General features: G+C 75.6%; 11 protein-coding genes. 9 read left to right on the top strand and 2 right to left on the bottom strand.

What is annotated here, in order from left to right:
* Nucleotides 1-95 precede the first annotated feature (95 nt).
* From ACIQWR_RS34185 to ACIQWR_RS34165, 5 genes are all read left to right on the top strand, one after another.
* Nucleotides 96-959 (top strand): NAD(P)H-binding protein, encoded by an 864-nt coding sequence (locus ACIQWR_RS34185; RefSeq protein ID WP_404017780.1) that lies wholly within the window; start codon nucleotides 96-98, stop codon nucleotides 957-959.
* A gap of 50 nt (nucleotides 960-1,009) precedes the next feature.
* Nucleotides 1,010-1,954, top strand: a complete 945-nt coding sequence (gene sigJ, locus ACIQWR_RS34180; protein ID WP_404017766.1) for an RNA polymerase sigma factor SigJ — start codon at nucleotides 1,010-1,012, stop codon at nucleotides 1,952-1,954.
* 136 nt (nucleotides 1,955-2,090) lie between these two features.
* Entirely contained in the window at nucleotides 2,091-3,305 is a 1,215-nt protein-coding gene (locus ACIQWR_RS34175; RefSeq protein ID WP_404017764.1) for an NAD(P)/FAD-dependent oxidoreductase, read from the top strand.
* Nucleotides 3,306-3,506: 201 nt separating this feature from the next.
* On the top strand, nucleotides 3,507-4,484 hold the full coding sequence (locus tag ACIQWR_RS34170; RefSeq protein WP_404017761.1) for an ATP-binding cassette domain-containing protein: 978 nt from the start codon (nucleotides 3,507-3,509) through the stop codon (nucleotides 4,482-4,484).
* Nucleotides 4,485-4,551: 67 nt separating this feature from the next.
* Nucleotides 4,552-5,397 (top strand): ABC transporter permease, encoded by an 846-nt coding sequence (locus ACIQWR_RS34165; RefSeq protein ID WP_404017758.1) that lies wholly within the window; start codon nucleotides 4,552-4,554, stop codon nucleotides 5,395-5,397.
* A gap of 187 nt (nucleotides 5,398-5,584) precedes the next feature.
* Here the strand turns inward: ACIQWR_RS34165 and ACIQWR_RS34160 are convergent, their stop codons facing one another.
* Nucleotides 5,585-8,731, bottom strand: a complete 3,147-nt coding sequence (locus ACIQWR_RS34160) for an ATP-binding protein (protein WP_404017755.1) — start codon at nucleotides 8,729-8,731, stop codon at nucleotides 5,585-5,587.
* A 187-nt stretch (nucleotides 8,732-8,918) separates the two neighbouring features.
* Here ACIQWR_RS34160 and ACIQWR_RS34155 point away from each other — a divergent pair, with 187 nt between their 5' ends.
* The 4 genes from ACIQWR_RS34155 (at nucleotide 8,919) to ACIQWR_RS34140 (ending at nucleotide 14,501) form a co-directional block, all read left to right on the top strand.
* On the top strand, nucleotides 8,919-9,488 hold the full coding sequence (locus ACIQWR_RS34155) for a helix-turn-helix domain-containing protein (protein ID WP_404017752.1): 570 nt from the start codon (nucleotides 8,919-8,921) through the stop codon (nucleotides 9,486-9,488).
* 101 nt (nucleotides 9,489-9,589) lie between these two features.
* The gene (locus tag ACIQWR_RS34150) at nucleotides 9,590-10,546 is read left to right on the top strand and encodes a class I SAM-dependent methyltransferase (protein WP_404017750.1); all 957 of its coding nucleotides are present in this window, start codon (nucleotides 9,590-9,592) and stop codon (nucleotides 10,544-10,546) included.
* A 142-nt stretch (nucleotides 10,547-10,688) separates the two neighbouring features.
* Nucleotides 10,689-13,622 (top strand): BTAD domain-containing putative transcriptional regulator, encoded by a 2,934-nt coding sequence (locus tag ACIQWR_RS34145; RefSeq protein WP_404017747.1) that lies wholly within the window; start codon nucleotides 10,689-10,691, stop codon nucleotides 13,620-13,622.
* 147 nt (nucleotides 13,623-13,769) lie between these two features.
* Nucleotides 13,770-14,501, top strand: coding sequence for a DUF4232 domain-containing protein (locus ACIQWR_RS34140; RefSeq protein ID WP_404017744.1), 732 nt, complete (start codon nucleotides 13,770-13,772; stop codon nucleotides 14,499-14,501).
* Nucleotides 14,502-14,605: 104 nt separating this feature from the next.
* On the opposite strand, the gene ACIQWR_RS34135 is transcribed toward ACIQWR_RS34140, so the two are convergent.
* The gene (locus tag ACIQWR_RS34135; protein ID WP_404017742.1) at nucleotides 14,606-15,679 is read right to left on the bottom strand and encodes a serine hydrolase domain-containing protein; all 1,074 of its coding nucleotides are present in this window, start codon (nucleotides 15,677-15,679) and stop codon (nucleotides 14,606-14,608) included.
* Between the last annotated feature and the right edge of the window lie 31 nt (nucleotides 15,680-15,710).

The following is a 15,710-nucleotide window of genomic DNA, read 5'->3' as shown; positions in this document are numbered from 1 at the left end:
GGCGCATCCTCCGCAAAGCCCGCCTCAGCCCCAACAACCTCACGTCAATCGCCCGAGCCATCCTCACCCTGGAGACTCACCGCTGAAAAGGCTCACTGAGCCGCGACCCCGACCGGCTCCGCGCCGCACTCGACGGCATCGGAGTCGGCGGCATCGGGGTCGGCGGCGCCGCCCCGCCGCGGACGGAGGTCGTGGGCGCCGACGCCGCCGACCCCGACTCGCTGCGGTCCGCCTTCCGCGGCGCGAGCCAGCTCTTCCTCACCATGGCCAACGGCCCCGCCCAGGTCGCCCTGGAGACCAACGTCATCGCCGCGGCCGCGGCGAGCGGGATCGGGCACGTCGTCAAGCTCTCCGCCCCCGGCGCCGGCGGCCCCGACTCGCCCGTGGCCATCGCCCGCGGGCACCACGCCATCGAGGCGGCCCTGCGGGAATCGGGGATGCGCGGCACCCTGCTGCGCCCGTACGCGTTCATGCAGAAGCTGCTCCTGCTCGCCCCCGGGGTCGCCGCGGGCGGCGTCATCGCCGGCGCCACGGCGGACGCGGCCTGCAACTACATCGACTGCCGCGACATCGCCGACGTGGCGGCGGCCGCACTGACCCGCCCCGAGATCGCCGGGCACGCCTACACCCTCACCGGCGACCGGACCTACCGCCACACCCAGGTCACCGACCTGCTCACCGGCCTGCTGGAACGCCCCGTGCGCTACGTCGACCTGCCCGGCCCGGAGCTGCACCGCCACCTCACCACCACCGCCCGCATGCCCGACTGGCTCGCCACCCACGTCGTCGAGATCCAGCGCATGGCCACCACCCACCCCGAAGCGCCCGACGGCACGGTCGCGCGCGTCCTCGGTCGGCCGCCCCGGACCCTGGAGGCCTTCCTCCGGGAGCACCTGGACCTCTTCCGGCTGCGACCGGGCACGTCCCACGGTCCGCCGCGCCCCGCGGACCTGCCATAGAGCGGTGCCCGAACTGCCGCCGCGCCGCGAGGAGGCCTACGATCGCGGGCATGGCACTGATCGCGACTGATGTGGACCGGTTCGAGGCCGCCAGGCCCCGATTGGAGGCCATCGCCTACCGGATGCTCGGCTCGGCCGGCGAGGCGGAGGACGCCGTCCAGGAGACGTTCCTGCGCTGGCAGGCGGCGGACATCGGGCGGATCGAGGTGCCGGAGGCCTGGCTGACGAAGGTCCTCACCAACTTCTGCCTCAACCAGCTGACTTCGGCCCGCGCCCGGCGCGAGACCTACGTGGGGCAGTGGCTGCCCGAGCCGCTGCTCAGCGGGGACCCGATGCTCGGCCCGGCCGACACCGCCGAGCAGCGGGAGTCCGTCTCGTACGCCGTACTGGTCCTGTTGGAGCGCCTGTCACCCAACGAGCGGGCGGTGTACGTCCTGCGGGAGGCCTTCGACTACCCGCACCGGGAGGTCGCCGAGATCCTGGACATCACCGAGTCCGCCAGCCAGCAGATCTACCACCGGGCCAAGAAGCACGTCGCCGACGGCAAGGTGCGCACCGAGATCGACGAGGCCGCCGCCCTGCGCATCGTCGAGGAGTTCCTGGCCGCGGCGACCAGCGGCCGTACCGAGCCGCTGGTGCAGTTGCTCACCCAGAACGCCGTCGCGGTCGGCGACGGCGGCGGCAAGGTTCCGGCCCGCGCGAAGGCCTTCGAGGGCGCGCTCGCGGTCGCCACCTTCATGCGCGGCCTGTTCAAGCCCGGCAAGGCCAAGCGGGCCATCGCCGGCGGCACGCCCGAGGTCTACGCCACCACCGCCAACGGCGAGCCCGCCGTGATCGCCCTCGTCGAAGGGCGGCTCATCGGGGTCATCTGCCTGGAGGTCACCCCCGAGGGCATCGTCGCGATCCGCAGCCAGGTCAACCCGGACAAGCTCGTCCGCGCGGGCGCCCGATGGGCCGCCGAGGGCCACGAGGAGGCCCCGCTCTTCACGCTCTGACCCCTCCCGCCGACCCCTACCGCGCCGCATGTGACCCAGGTCACATGCGGCGCCTGTCAGGAATCGCGGGGCCGTCCGGTTCAAGGTGCGGAGCCACGCCGGACAACGGCGGACCCGCCCAGACAGGAGCACGGACATGGAGCACCGCATCGTCGTCCTCGGAGCCGGCTACACCGGTGCCGTCGTAGCCGGTCGCCTCGCCAAGCGACTGCACCGCGCGGACGTCACCATCACCCTCGTCAATCCCGAGCCCGACTTCGTCGAGCGCGTCCGGCTGCACCAGCTCGCGGCCGGCCAGGACCTGCGGCCCCGGCCGTTCGAGGAGATGTTCGCGGGCACCGGAGTGGAACTGAGGCTGGCGCGGGTCACCGCCGTGGACGCGGACGCCAAGACGGTGACGCTCGCCGCCCCGGCCGACGCCCAGGGGGCACGGCCGCAGACCGAGTTGGCGTACGACAGCCTCGTCTACGCCCTCGGCAGCGGCTGGCACGACGGGGGCGTCCGCGGCGCGGCCGAGCACGCCCACGAGGTCTCCAGCCGTCCGGGCGCCCGCCGGCTGCGCGACCGCCTGGCCGCCCTGGAGGCGGGCGGGTCCGTGACCGTGGTCGGCGGCGGACTGACCGGGCTGGAGGCGGCCACCGAGTTCGCCGAGGCCCGCCCCGACCTCGACGTCCACCTCGCCGCCCGCGGCGTCCTCGGCGACTGGCTCTCGGAGAAGGGGCGCGCGCACCTGCGCGGGGTGGTGGACGGGCTCGGCATCACGGTCCACGAGCACGCCTCGGTCGAGGCCGTGGAAGCCGGCCGCGTCACCACCGAGGACGGCCGGACCGTCCCCGCCGACGTCACCGTCTGGACCACCGGTTTCGCGGTCCACCCGATCGTCCGGGCCACCACCCTGGAACACACCGACAACGGGCAGATCGTCGTCGACTCCACGATGCGCTCGGTCTCCCACCCGGACGTCTACGCCGTGGGCGACGCCGCGATGGCCATGGGCCCCGGCGACAAGCCGCTGCGCATGTCCTGCGCCTCGGGCATCCCGATGGCCTGGCAGGCCGCCGACGCCCTCGCCGCCCGCCTCACCGGCGCGGAGGTCCCCGCCATCGGGATCCGTTACGCGCAGCAGTGCATCTCCCTCGGCCGGACGAACGGGCTGATCCAGTTCGTCACCGCCGACGACCGCGCCGTGGAGCGGGCCCTGACGGGCCGCACGGCCGCCCGCTACAAGGAGATGATCTGCAAGGGCGCGGCCTGGAGCGTCGCCAACCCGACCCTGGGCCTGCCGACCCGGCGCCGCCGCGTCGCGCACCAGGAGACCCCGGACCGCGCACGAACCGCCGCCGCGGCCTGACCCCACCCGGCCCCGCCCGGCCCCCGCCGACAGTCCCCGCCCGGACCTCGCCTCACAGCGCCCGAACTCTCCTGACAGCGCCCGTCCCCGCCTGACAGCGGGTGGCGGGCGCTGTCAGCGGGCTGTCCGGGGGCTGTCAGCCGGGACCGGCATCGTCCGGGTCATCGAGAACGGCGATGACCTGACGAGGAGTTGTTGAGCATGGGATACGCGATCCGGGCCGAAGGACTGGTCAAGAAGTACGGGGACTTCACCGCCCTGGACGGTGTCGACCTGGAGGTCCCCGCGGGCAAGGTCGTCGGCGTCCTGGGGCCCAACGGCGCGGGCAAGACCACCACCGTGCGCATCCTCGCCACGCTGGCCCGCCCCGACGCCGGACACGCCAGCATCGGCGGCCACGACATCCTCAAGGACCCGGTCCGGGTACGGCAGTTGATCGGGCTCACCGGGCAGTACGCCTCCGTCGACGAGAGCCTCTCGGGCGAGGAGAACCTGGTGCTCATCGGGCGGCTGCTCGGCCTGTCCCGGCGGGACGCGAAGGCGCGGGGCGCGGAGCTGCTGGAGAAGTTCTCCCTCGCCGAGGCGGCCCGCAAGCCGATCGCCACCTTCTCCGGCGGCATGCGGCGGCGCCTCGACCTGGCCGCCTCCCTGGTCGGTCGGCCCCAGGTGCTCTTCCTGGACGAGCCCACCACCGGCCTGGACCCGCACGCCCGGCAGGAAGTCTGGGACGTGGTGCGCCAGTTGGTCGCCGACGGCTCCACGGTGCTGCTCACCACGCAGTACCTGGAGGAGGCCGACCAGCTCGCCGACTCCATCACCGTCTTCGACAAGGGCCGCAAGGTCGCCGAAGGCCGCCCCGGTGAACTCAAGCGCCGGGTCGGCGGGCAGATCCTCCAGGTCCGGCCGAGCCTGCCCGCCGATCTGGCGCAGGTCGCGGGGATGCTCACCGAGCTGACCGGACACGCCCCGGCGCAGGACTCGGGCGTGCTCACCGTGCCCGCCGACGACCCGCTGGTCGTCGCCGCGGTCGCCCGCCGCCTGGACGGCGCCGGGATCACCGCCGACGAGCTCGGCCTGCGCCTGCCCAGCCTCGACGAGGTCTTCCTCGCGCTGACCGGACACGCGCCCACCGTCACCGCCGACCGGCCGGCCGCCGACCGGCCCGCCGCGGCCGCCTGAGCCCCGGCCCCGGCCCGCCCCGCCCCGCCCCCGCCCCCGCGCAGACTCTCCCGAGAGGTCATCCGTCATGAGCACCCAGTCCCTCAGCGCCCAGCCCCTCCCCACCCGGTCGCGCGGCGCCGACGCCGCTTCCCCGAGCCGGATCGGACCCGCGCGGACCGCGCGGCACAGCCTCGCCCTCGCCGGTCGCGGCGTCACCAAGTTCATGAAGTCGCCGATCCAGCTGGTCGACGTGGTCCTCACCCCGATCATCAGCCTGCTGATGTTCGTCTACCTCTTCGGGGACGCCATGTCCGGCGGCGACACCGACCGCTACCTGCGGCTCGTCGTCCCCGGCGTCATGGTCATGGCCGTCTTCCAAGCGAGCATCGGCATCGGCGCCTCGCTCTGCGCGGACGCCAGCACCGGGATCTTCGACCGGTTCCGCAGCATGCCGATCGCCCGCTCCAGCCCCCTGATCGGCGCCGTCCTGGCCGACCTCGTCCGGTACGTCCTGTGCCTGGCCACCGTGGCCGTCCTCGCCCTGGTCATGGGCTACCGCGTGCAGACCGGCCCGGTCGCCGCGCTCGCCGCGCTCGCCCTGCTCGTCGGCTTCGCGCTCAGCTTCTCCTGGATCTCCGTCTACCTCGGCATGCTGATCAAGAACCCCGCGTCCGTGCAGGGCCTGATGACCGTCCTGATCCTGCCGCTCACCTTCGCCAGCAACGTCTTCGTGCCCCGGGACGGCATGGCCGGATGGCTGGGGGCCTGGTCCGACGTCAACCCGGTCTCGCTGGTGGCGGACGCGGTGCGCGGCCTGCTCAACGGCGGGCCGGTCGCCGACTCGCTGTTCGGCGCCTCCGCCTGGATGGCCGGCGTGATCGTGGTCTTCTTCCCGCTGGCGGTGCGCGCCTACCGCAAGAACGCCGGATGAGCCGCGCGGACCCGAGCTCCGAGCAAGCCGGTCCGCGGTGACGAGCGCGACCGGGCGGGGTCCGCACCCACGGGGGTGGAGCGGACCCCCGCCCGGTCGTCCGCACGTCCGCACGTCCACACGTCCACACGGGCGCCCGGGTGACAGGGTGACCGGGTGACCGGGTGACCGGGTGACCGGGTGCGCCTCACGCGCCGGGTGCCGCCGACCGCAGGGTCTCCGCCTCCAGCCAGCGCAGGGCGTCCTCGCGGGAGTACGCGGCCCCCTCGTCGAAGGCCCGCTGGAACTCCTCCCGGCCCGTGGCGGCCACGATGCGCTCGACCAGCTCGCGCCACTCGGGCTCGCCCCAGTCGAAGGCACCGCGCATCACCTGGCTCATGCCGAGCGCCCGGGCCCCCTCCTCGGGAGCGCCCTCCGCCGTCCGCAGTCCGCCGAGCAACTCGGCCACCCAGGCGAGCGCGGCGCCCGCTCCCTGGCCGAAGAGGGAACCGGCCGCCTCGGGCAGCAGCGCCCTGGCCGCTACGGCGTCCCCCTCGGCGAGGCGGTTCTCGATGCGGGTGCTGACGATCAGGTCGCGGGCCAACTCCCGCAGCGCGGGGCGGCGCGCGCCCAGCGCTTCGAGCCGGTCGAGGGTGGCGTCGGACTGCGCCAGGTCACCGGCCCGGCGGTGGACGTTGGCCAGGCCCACCAGGATGTTGGCCTCCAGGCGCAGCTGTCCGCGCTCGCGGGCCTGGCGGTGCGCGGCGTACAGGTCCCGGAAGGCGCCCGCCAGGTCGCCGCTGCGGCGGCGCTCGCGGGCGAGCCGGGCCTTGCTGAGGTAGAGGTAGTCCTCGGTGCCGAGTTCGGAGCTGAGCGCCACGGTCCGTTCGAAGGTGGCGATGGCCTGCGGGTACTCGCCGCGCAGCGAGTGGTCGCGGCCGATCGGGAGCAGGCTCATCACCAGCCCCCAGCGGTCGCCGACCCGCTCGAAGCCGCGCAGCGCCTCGATCCGGGAACCGGCGCCCGTGACCAGGTCCCCCTGCTCGGTGAGGGCGAAGTCCCGGGCCAGGTGGGCGCTGGCCCGTACCCAGGGGTCGGGCGAGTCGAGCGGGTCCGCGGGCGCCGGGTCCGCGGACGGTGTGCCCGCGCGGCTCCGGCCGGCCGCGCCCGCCGGGTAGGAGGCCCGGGACATCCGCAGGAGCAGCAGGGCCGGGTGGAACTCGCGCGCGGTCGCCGAGTCGCCCTCGGCCGCCGTGCCCCCGCCGGCCTCCTCGGAGTACGGATGCGCGTGCGCGTCGAGCTGCGTGCTCATCCCCCGGATCCCCCAGTACCAGGACATCGCACCGGCGAAGCGCGCCGCCAGGTCCGTGTCCCCGGCCAGGGTGACCGTGCGCAGCGCGAGGACGAGGTTGTCGTGCTCGGCGTCGAAGACCTGGACCGCGCGCAACTGTTCGCCGGTGCGCAGCCGGGGCTCGTGCTCCTCGGCCAGCGCCAGGAAGTACGCGGCGAAGCGCCGGGCGACGGCGTCACCGGGCTCCGCCTGCGCGAGCCGGCGCGCCGCGTACGCGCGTACCGTCTCCAGCATCCGGTAGCGCGGCTCGCCCGCCCCTTCGGTGACGGTGTGCACCAGCGACTTCTCGACCAGGGCGTCCAGGACGTACGGGATGTCGGCGACCGGCAGCGAGGGGTCCGCGCAGACCGCTTCGAGGGCGGGGACGCCGGCGCCGCCCGGGAACACCGACAGCCGGCGGGCGAGGACCCGCTCGGCCTCGTCCAGCAGGTCCCAGCTCCACTCGACGAGCGCGAGCAGGGTGCGCTGGCGGGGCAGGGCGGTGCGGCTGCCCGAGGCGAGGAGGCGGAAGCGGTCGTCGAGGCGGCGCGCGATCTGGTCCACGCTCATCGAGCGGAGCTTGGCCGCGGCCAGTTCGAGGGCGAGCGGCATCCCGTCGAGGCGTCGGCAGACCTCGACCACGGGGTCGAGGCTGGCGTCGTCGAGCGTGAAGTCCGGCCGGACTCCGGTGGCCCGGTCGACGAAGAGCCGGACGGCGGGCGACCGTACGGCCTCGGCCGGGTCGGGCGATCCCGTCGGGCTGTCGAGCGGGCCGAGGTGGCACAGGGATTCGCCGGTGATGGCGAGGGCCTCGCGGCTGGTGGCGAGGATCCGCAACTCGGGCAGCTGGTCGAGGAGTTCGGCGGCGAGCTCCGCCGCCGCCTCGACGAGGTGCTCGCAGTTGTCGAGCAGGAGCAGGGCGTCGCCGCTGCCGAAGAGCCCGGCCATCCGCTCGACCGGGGTGGCCCGCTGCCCCTGGCCCGCGTCGTAGAGGCGTCCGTCGGTGGAGCTGAGGGCGCCCAGTACGGCGTCGGCCAGCTGGTCCGGTGCGCTGACGCCGGCGAGCGGCACGAACCAGACCCGGCCGCGCGCGTGGGCCCGGTCCCGGGTGGCCGCTTCGAAGGAGAGGCGGGTCTTGCCCGCGCCACCGGGTCCGACGATGGTCACGAGCCGGCCGCCGGCCAACTGGGCGGCGAGACCTTCCAGTTCGTCGTCACGGCCGACGAAGCTGGTGAGTCGGGCGGGGAGCCGGCTCGGTGCGGCTTCGGCCTGCTCGGCGGGTATCTCCAACTCGCCGCGCAGCAGGGACAGATGGACCTCCCGCAGGTCGGCCGAGGGGTCGACGCCGAGTTCGTCGCCGAGCCGCGCGCGCAGCGCCTCGTACACGGCGAGGGCGTCGGACTGCCGCCCCGCGGCCACCAGGGCCCGCATCCGCAGCCCGGCGACCCGCTCGCTCAACGGGCGTTCGGCCGCGGCCCCTTCCAGATCGGCCAGCACCTCCCCGTGCCGGCCGAGCCGCAGCTCGGCGTCGCAGCGGTCCTCGACCGCCGCGCTGCGCAGGTCGTCCAGCCGGGTCGCGACGGGACCGGCGTAGGGGGCGCCCCGCACGTCCGCGAGGGCCGGGCCGCGCCACAGCCCGAGCGCCGTCGCGAACAGCGGCCCCGCCTCCTCGGCGCGACCGGCCGCCAGGGCGCGCCGGCCCCGGGCGGTCAGCTCCTCGAAGCGGTGGACGTCCAGGTCCTCGGCCCGCAGCTCCAGCCGGTAGCCGCCGGAGGCGGACTCCACCGCCGCGGATCCGCGCAGCGGCCTGCGCAGTCGGGACACCAGCGCCTGGAGCGCGTTGGCCGCGTCGACCGGCGGTTCCTCGCCCCACAGGCCGCCGACGAGCGAGTCGACGGGCACCGTCCGGCCCTCTTCGAGGGCGAGCCGGGCGAGCAGCATCCGCAGCCGTGCCCCGCCGACCTCGACCGGCGTCCCGTCCTCGGCGAACGCCCTTACCGGCCCCAACAGTTCCACGCGCACCACGGCGGTCTCCCCCTCTGCACCGACCGGCGCTCCCGCCCCGTCGATCATCGTTCCAACGCCGGGTCAGCATCACCCACCCCGCGCGCCCGGTAAAGGACGGTCGGCGCCGGCCGTCACGTACCGACCGTCGCGGCGGGGCGACTCCTCGCCGCGCGCCCGCTTGCCGTCCCGGCATACGCTGCTGCTCGTGACGCAAGCAGACGGCGAGCTGGACAGTCTCGTGCGCCAACGGATCCGGGCCCTGCGCGTGGCGCAGGGCTGGTCCCTGGCCGAGCTGGCCGCGCGCGCCCACATCAGCCAGTCCACGCTGAGCCGGATCGAGACCGGCGGCCGCCGCCTCGCGCTGGACCAGCTCGTCACCCTCGCCCGGGCCCTGGACACCTCCCTGGACCAGCTCGTCGAGACCGCCGCCGACGACGTGGTCAGCCACCCGGTGGTCGACGCGGCGCACGGGAGCATGCGCTGGACCATGAAGGCGGACCCGGGCGTCAGCGTGGTGCGCCGGCGGATGACGGAGCCGCCGCCCGACGTCCCCGCGCGCATGCGGGCCCACCCGGGCCGCGAATGGCTGGTCGTCCTGTCCGGCACCGCGGTCCTGCTGCTGGGGAACCGGCGGGTCCGGGTGGAGACGCACCAGGCGGTGGAGTTCCCCACGATGCTGCCGCACGCCATCGGCGCCGAGGGCGGGCCCTGCGAGATCCTGGGCTTCTTCGACCGGGACGCCCGCCGCGGCCACCAGGGCGGCGACGGCACCTGAGGGGCCGGCCGCTTGCGCCTTCGGCAGCCCGCGCGGTCTTCTTCTTGCGCATACCGGGAGGCGTGCTGCCGTAACGGCACGACCCTCCTAGCGTGGCCGTCATGACCCACGCATCCCCCTCCCCTTCCCCCTCCTCCCCGTCGTCCCATGACCACACCCACACCCACACCCCTGGCCAGGGCCAGGGCCACGGCCACGCCCACACCTCCGGGCCCGCCGGCTCCCACGACCAGGCCGAGATCCTCGACCTCGACGCCGACGTGCTCGCCGAGCACACCGACTCCCTCACCGCGTGGCTGCCCGTCACGGCCGCACCGCGCCGGATCGTGGACCTGGGGTGCGGCACCGGGGCCGGCACCTTCGCCCTGCTCGCGCGCTTCCCCGACGCCCGGGTGACCGCCGTCGACGCGTCGGCCGTCCACCTGGACCGGCTGCGCGAGCGCGCCCGGGAGCTGGGCCTGGCCGACCGGGTCCGCACGGTCCGGGCCGACCTCGACGGGGAGTGGCCCGACCTCACCGGCCCCGACCTCGCCGGCCCCGAGCTGGTCTGGGCATCGGCCTCGCTGCACCACATGGCCGATCCCGGGCGCACCCTGCGCACGGTCCGCGGGCTGCTCGCGCCCGGCGGTCTCTTCGCCGTGGTCGAGCTGGCGGGCTTCCCGCGCTTCCTGCCCGCCGACGCCCCGCGGGAGCGGCCCGGCCTGGAGGACCGCTGCCACGCCGCCCTCGCGAGCCGGCACACCGAGCACCTGCCGCACCGCGGCGCCGACTGGGGCCCCGAGCTGGCCGCCGCCGGCTTCACCGTCGAGGGCGAGCGGACGATCGCGGTGCACGTCGACGGCGCCGGCAACGGGGCCGTCGGCCGTTACGCGCTCAGCAGCCTGGGCCGCCTGCGCGACGGCGCCGCCGCCACCCTCGACGCCCGGGACCTCACCGCGCTGGAGCGGCTGCTCGACACCGGGGGCCCCGGGAGCATCCTGCGCCGCGACGACCTCGCGGTCCGCACCGAACGCACCGCGTGGGCCGCGCGCGCCGGGGCGTCCGTACGACCGGCCTGACGACGGGCCCTTACGTCAGGGGCGGGCGGGTGGACCGGGCGGTCGGATCGGGCGGTCGGATCGGGCGGGGCGGATCGCGCGGGGCGGGGCTCGGCCGTGACGATATGCTGACGTTTCTTTGCTTCCGGGGGGGTGCAAGCAGGTGGAGTTCCGTCTGCTCGGATCGGTGACCATCGCGCGGGGGGCCGGGGACCTACCGCTCGGACCCGCCAAGCGGGCCAGCCTGCTGGCCGCGCTGCTGCTGCGCCCCAACCATCCCGTACCGCTGCGACAGCTCACCGACTCGCTGTGGGACGGCGAGCCCCCGGCGCGCGCCCGCAGCGTGATCCAGGGGCACGTGTCCCGGCTGCGCACCCTGCTCGACGCCGCCGAAGCGTCCACGTACGGGGTCGAGTTGGCCACCCAGGGCGCGGCGTACGTGCTGCGGATGCCGGAGGCGCTGCTGGACGCGCACCGCTTCGAGCAGCTGGTCACCCGGGCCCAGGCACAGCAGTCGGTCGCGGACGCCGTGGTCATGTACCAGGAGGCCCTGTCCCTGTGGCAGGGGCCCGCGCTGACCGGCGTGCACCCCACACCGCCGCTGCAGGCGGCCGCGGACGCGCTGGAGGAGATGCGGCTGACCACCGTGGAGCACCTGGCCGCCGGGTACGGGCGGCTCGGCGCGCACGCGCAGGCCGCGGCGGTGCTCCGCGCCGAGGCGAGCGCCCATCCGCTGCGGGAATCGCTGTCCGCCGCGCTGGTGACGGCCCTCCAGCGGGCCGGCCGGCGCTCGGAGGCCCTCGACTGCTTCCACCAGACCCGGCGCCTGCTCGCCGAGGAGCTCGGGGTCGATCCGGGCGACGAGCTGAGCGACGCCTACGCGGTGGCCCTGCGCGGCCAGCGCGGCCAGGACGGCCGGCGCGGGCCCCTGCAACAGGGGCAGGGACATGGACAGGGTTGCCGACACGACCACGAGGCCCGCCCCGCGCACACCGTCCGCACCGCGCACACCGCCCGCGCCCAGGACCACCGCGGCGAAGAGCACCGCGGCGCCGCTCCCGGGACGGCGGGCGCACCGGCCCGTACCCCGGCCCCGCCGGCCCGGTACGCCGACGCCCTCGACCTGATGCCCCGCGCGCCCCGCGGCTTCCACGGCCGCGAGGCGGAGTTGGCGCAGCTGTCGCGGGCCGCCGCCGCGGAGGCGCCGGTCTGCCTGGTCACCGGACCCGCCGGGGTCGGCAAGAGCGCCCTCGCCGTCCATTGGGCGCACCTGCACCACGAGCGGTTCCCGGACGGCCGCCTCCACGCCGACCTGCGCGGCTTCAGCGACACGGGCGAAGCCTCGGCCATCGACGTGCTGCGGGAGTTCCTGTTGGCCCTGGGCGTCGCGCCGCTGCGCGTGCCGGAGTCGGTGACCCGCGCCGCCGCCCTGTTCCGCTCCCTGACCGCCGACCGGCGCCTGCTGGTCGTCCTCGACAACGTGCGCGCCTCGGAGCAGGTGCGTCCGCTGCTGCCGGGCGGGAGCGAGTGCGTCACCGTCGTCACCAGCCGCTACCGGCTGCGCGGCCTGATCGCCTCGGACGCGGCCCGGCCCGTTCCGCTCGGCGTCCTGGGACCGCAGGACGGTACGGACCTGCTCGCCGCGGTGCTCGGCGCCGACCGGGTGCTCGCCGAGCCGGCGGCCGCCCGACGGTTGGCCGAGCTGTGCGACGGACTGCCCCTGGCCCTGCGGGTCGCCGCCGCGCGGCTGGCGGACCAGCCGTACCTGACCCTGACCGCCATGGCCGAGGAACTCTCCGACACCACGCGCAGGCTGGCCCTGCTCGACGCCGAGGACACCGGGGTGCGCGCCGCCCTGCACCTGTCGGTGCGCCGCCTCCCGGCGGCCGCCGCGCACCAGCTCGCCCACCTCGGCCGCCACCCCGGCACGCACATCGACCGCGGGGTGGCCGCGGCCCTGGCGGGCACCGGCGTCGAGGAGGCGGAGGCGGCCCTCGACCAGCTCGCCGCCGCGCACCTGTTGACGTACGGCGCGCCGGGGCGGTGGGTGCTGCACGACCTCGTCCGGCTCTACGCCCGCGACATGGAGACGGACCCGCGGGCGCTGCCGCGGCTGCTGGACCACTACATCGCGACCGGCCTCGCGGCGGCCGGGGCCGCCGAGCGCGACGGGCAGCCGTGCTTCCCGCTGCACGCCGACTTCCACGCGCCCGCCTACGTACGGGACTTCCGCGACCGCGACGAGGCGATGGCCTGGTACGCGGCGCAGCGCGAGGACCTGGCCCTGGCGGCGACGGCCGCGCACGCGGCCGCCCTGCACGACCGGGCCTGGCGGATCGCGCTGTCCCTGTGGCCGCTGATGGTGTGGCGGGTCCTCGACGGCTGGGCCCCGCTGCTCTACACGGCCCTCGACTCGGCCTGGGCCGACGCCGACCTGCACGGCCAGTCCCGGGTGCTCGCCCTCCTGGGGTGGGTGCTGACCGAGGAGGGCCTCACCGAGGAGGCCCTGCCGCACCTCGAAGCCGCCCCCCTGCTGGCCGCCCGCTCCGGCGACCGCAGCGGCCAGGCCACGGCCCTGGTCAACCTCTCCCTGGCGCAGGCCTCGCTCGGCGATCTCGACCAGGCCGCGCGGGGGTGCGTACGGGCGGCGGAGCTGGCCCGCGCGGCCGGCGACCCGACCACGGAACGCCTCGCGCTCTACCACCTCTCGCGGCACCAACTGGATTCCGGGGACTGGCACCAGGCGCTGGAGAGCACGACGGCCGCGCGGGCCGCCCACGCCCCGGACGCGCAGTCCCCCTCGCGCGTGCTGCTGCTGGCCGCGACCGGCGAGGCGCTGGTGGGTCTCGGCGAGCGGACCGAGGGCATCCGGTGCCTGGACGAGGCCGCGCGGGAGGCCGAGTCGACCGGCTTCGACGAGGGCGCGGAGCGTGCGCTCGGCGCGCTGCTCCAGCTGTCGGACGGAGAAGCGGACGCACCGGAAGCACCCGAAGCACCCGAAGCACCCGAAGAGGAGTACGTCGCGCCCGCCGCGCACGACACGGCCTACCGCAGCCGGTACGACAAGGTGCGGGCGCGCCAGAACGTACGGGCGTGATCCGGCGGGTGGTCGTCCCCCACCCGCGCCGGTGACGTCAGCGGAACGTCAGCGCGGCGTGACCACGACGCCAGCGGTCCCCGGCACAGTGGTGTCCACGCGGGAACGACTTCGCGTGACGACCGTTCAGAACCGGGGAGTTCCCTCATGCGCACCACCCGTCGCCTCCACAGCGCGAGCCGGGCCGCCATCATCGCGGCCGGTCTCACGCTGGCCCTGACCTCGTGCGGCGGTACGAGCGGGGCGGCGGCGGGCGCGGACGGGGCGAACAGGGGCCCCGGTGCGAACGGGGCGGCCTCGCCCGGCACCGCCGGCGGGGCCTCGGCGACGGGCGCGCAGGGGGCCTCCGGCGCCCCGTCGGACGGCAAGGGAGCCGGGGCGGGCACCGCCTCCCCGGCGAAGGCGGGCACGGGCACGGGTACGGGCACGGGCACCGGAGACGACGCCTACGCCTACGGCCACCCCTGCTCGGCGCGGAAGCTGACCGTCAAGGTCGGTTCCGCGCAGGGCCTCCCGGCCACCGTCCGCGTCATCACGGTGACCAACAACGGCTCCACCGCCTGCGGCCTGGCCTACCACCCGACCATCGGCTTCAGCGCGAAGGGCGCCGCGCTCGGCATCACGGCCGTCGCCCCCGACGGGCTGGGCGGCGCCCCCGCGTACCCGGTGCGCCCCGGCGCCACCGCCTACGCGGCCGTCGACCTCAACCCCGGCGGCGGGAGCGGACCGGTCGCCGACGAGATCAACGTCCTGGCCGACGCGGAGCACATGCCGAACGCGGACGGCACCAGCCTGCCGCTGACCGCGCCGGGAAAGGTCGCCGCCCCGAAGGTCGGCCTCTACCGCACCACCGCGCGGGAATCGCTCGGCACCCTCTGACCCCCTCCCGCCCCACCCCCTGATCCCTCCGGGCCCCCGACACCCCCGACGGTCCCCGGAGCCCGTGCACCCCCAGTCCGTTGACCTGGGGGTGCACGGTTTTTTCACACCGTTGCGAGGGCGCGTTCGCGCAGAGGGGTGATCCGGGTGCGGGCGGTGGGGCCGTCGTGGATCGCGTTGCTGGTGATGACGACGTACCGGCCGGTGGTGGGTGCGAGGAACAGGCTGGTCCCGGTGAATCCGTGGTGGTAGGCCACGGCGCCGCCGGCGGCCACGATCCAGCCGAGCCCCCGGTCCACCCCGGGGTCGATCTCCGCCACGGGCACCAGGCTCTCCCGCAGCCAGCCGCCGAGCACGCCGTCCGGGCCCGCCGACAGCAGGTGTTCGGCGTAGGTCGCGAGGTCCGAGGCCGGGGCGAACACCCCCGCGTGGCCGGCCACATCGCCCATCGCGGCCGCGTTCTCGTCGTGCACCGCGCCCCACAGCCGGTCGTGGGCGTCGCGGTGTTCGGTCGGCGCGACCCGCGCGGACTGCGGCAGCGGCCCGAAGGCGGTGTCCCCCATGCCCAGCTCCGCCCAGAAGGCCGCGGCGAGCCGGTCCAGCGGCTCGCCGTGGACGTGGGCCAGGGCCAGGCCGAGCAGGACGTACCCCCGGTTGATGTACCGGTGCGTGCCCGGCAGGTTCTCCAGGGGCTCCGCGCAGATCAGCTCGTGCAGCGGGCGCGCGGTCAGGTCGTACAGGTCGAAGCGGGTGGCCGCCCGCAGCCCGGAGGTGTGCGAGAGCAGGCGGCGCACGCTCACCGCGGCGCCGGGCAGGTGTCCCTCCATCGGCGGCAGGAAATCCCGTACGGGCGCGTCCAGTTCCATCAGCCCGCTCGCGACGGCGCGGCCGACGAGCGGCCAGGTCGCGGTGACCTTCGTGAGGGACGCGACGTCGTAGACGGTGTCCGCGCCCGGGCACTTCTGGTGCGTGAAGGGGGAGACGATCCCGGCCGACACCACCGTACGGTCCCCCGCGGCGGTGCCGCAGACGACGACCCCGCCCGGGGTCGCGCCGTCGGCGACGACCTCCTCCAGCGCCTCCCGCAGCCCGTGGACCTCGGCGGTCGTGAAGGGTACGGGGGCGGGCACGGGCACAGGGGCGGGTACGCCTGCGGGTGCGGGTGCGGCCTCGGTCATCTGCGCCTCCGGTGCGGTGGGTGGCCCAGGT

It is taken from the genome of Streptomyces sp. NPDC098789 (assembly GCF_044759975.1).
Taxonomy (GTDB): Bacteria; Actinomycetota; Actinomycetes; order Streptomycetales; family Streptomycetaceae; genus Streptomyces.
This window is presented reverse-complemented; position numbering and strand designations above follow the sequence as displayed.

Coding starts and splice junctions, on each gene's coding strand:
- ACIQWR_RS34140 (WP_404017744.1), top strand. CDS start 13,770: ATGCGCACCACCCGTCGCCTCCACAGCGCGAGCCGGGCCGCCATCATC.
- ACIQWR_RS34165 (WP_404017758.1), top strand. CDS start 4,552: ATGAGCACCCAGTCCCTCAGCGCCCAGCCCCTCCCCACCCGGTCGCGC.
- ACIQWR_RS34135 (WP_404017742.1), bottom strand. CDS start 15,679: ATGACCGAGGCCGCACCCGCACCCGCAGGCGTACCCGCCCCTGTGCCC.
- ACIQWR_RS34175 (WP_404017764.1), top strand. CDS start 2,091: ATGGAGCACCGCATCGTCGTCCTCGGAGCCGGCTACACCGGTGCCGTC.
- ACIQWR_RS34170 (WP_404017761.1), top strand. CDS start 3,507: ATGGGATACGCGATCCGGGCCGAAGGACTGGTCAAGAAGTACGGGGAC.
- sigJ (WP_404017766.1), top strand. CDS start 1,010: ATGGCACTGATCGCGACTGATGTGGACCGGTTCGAGGCCGCCAGGCCC.
- ACIQWR_RS34150 (WP_404017750.1), top strand. CDS start 9,590: ATGACCCACGCATCCCCCTCCCCTTCCCCCTCCTCCCCGTCGTCCCAT.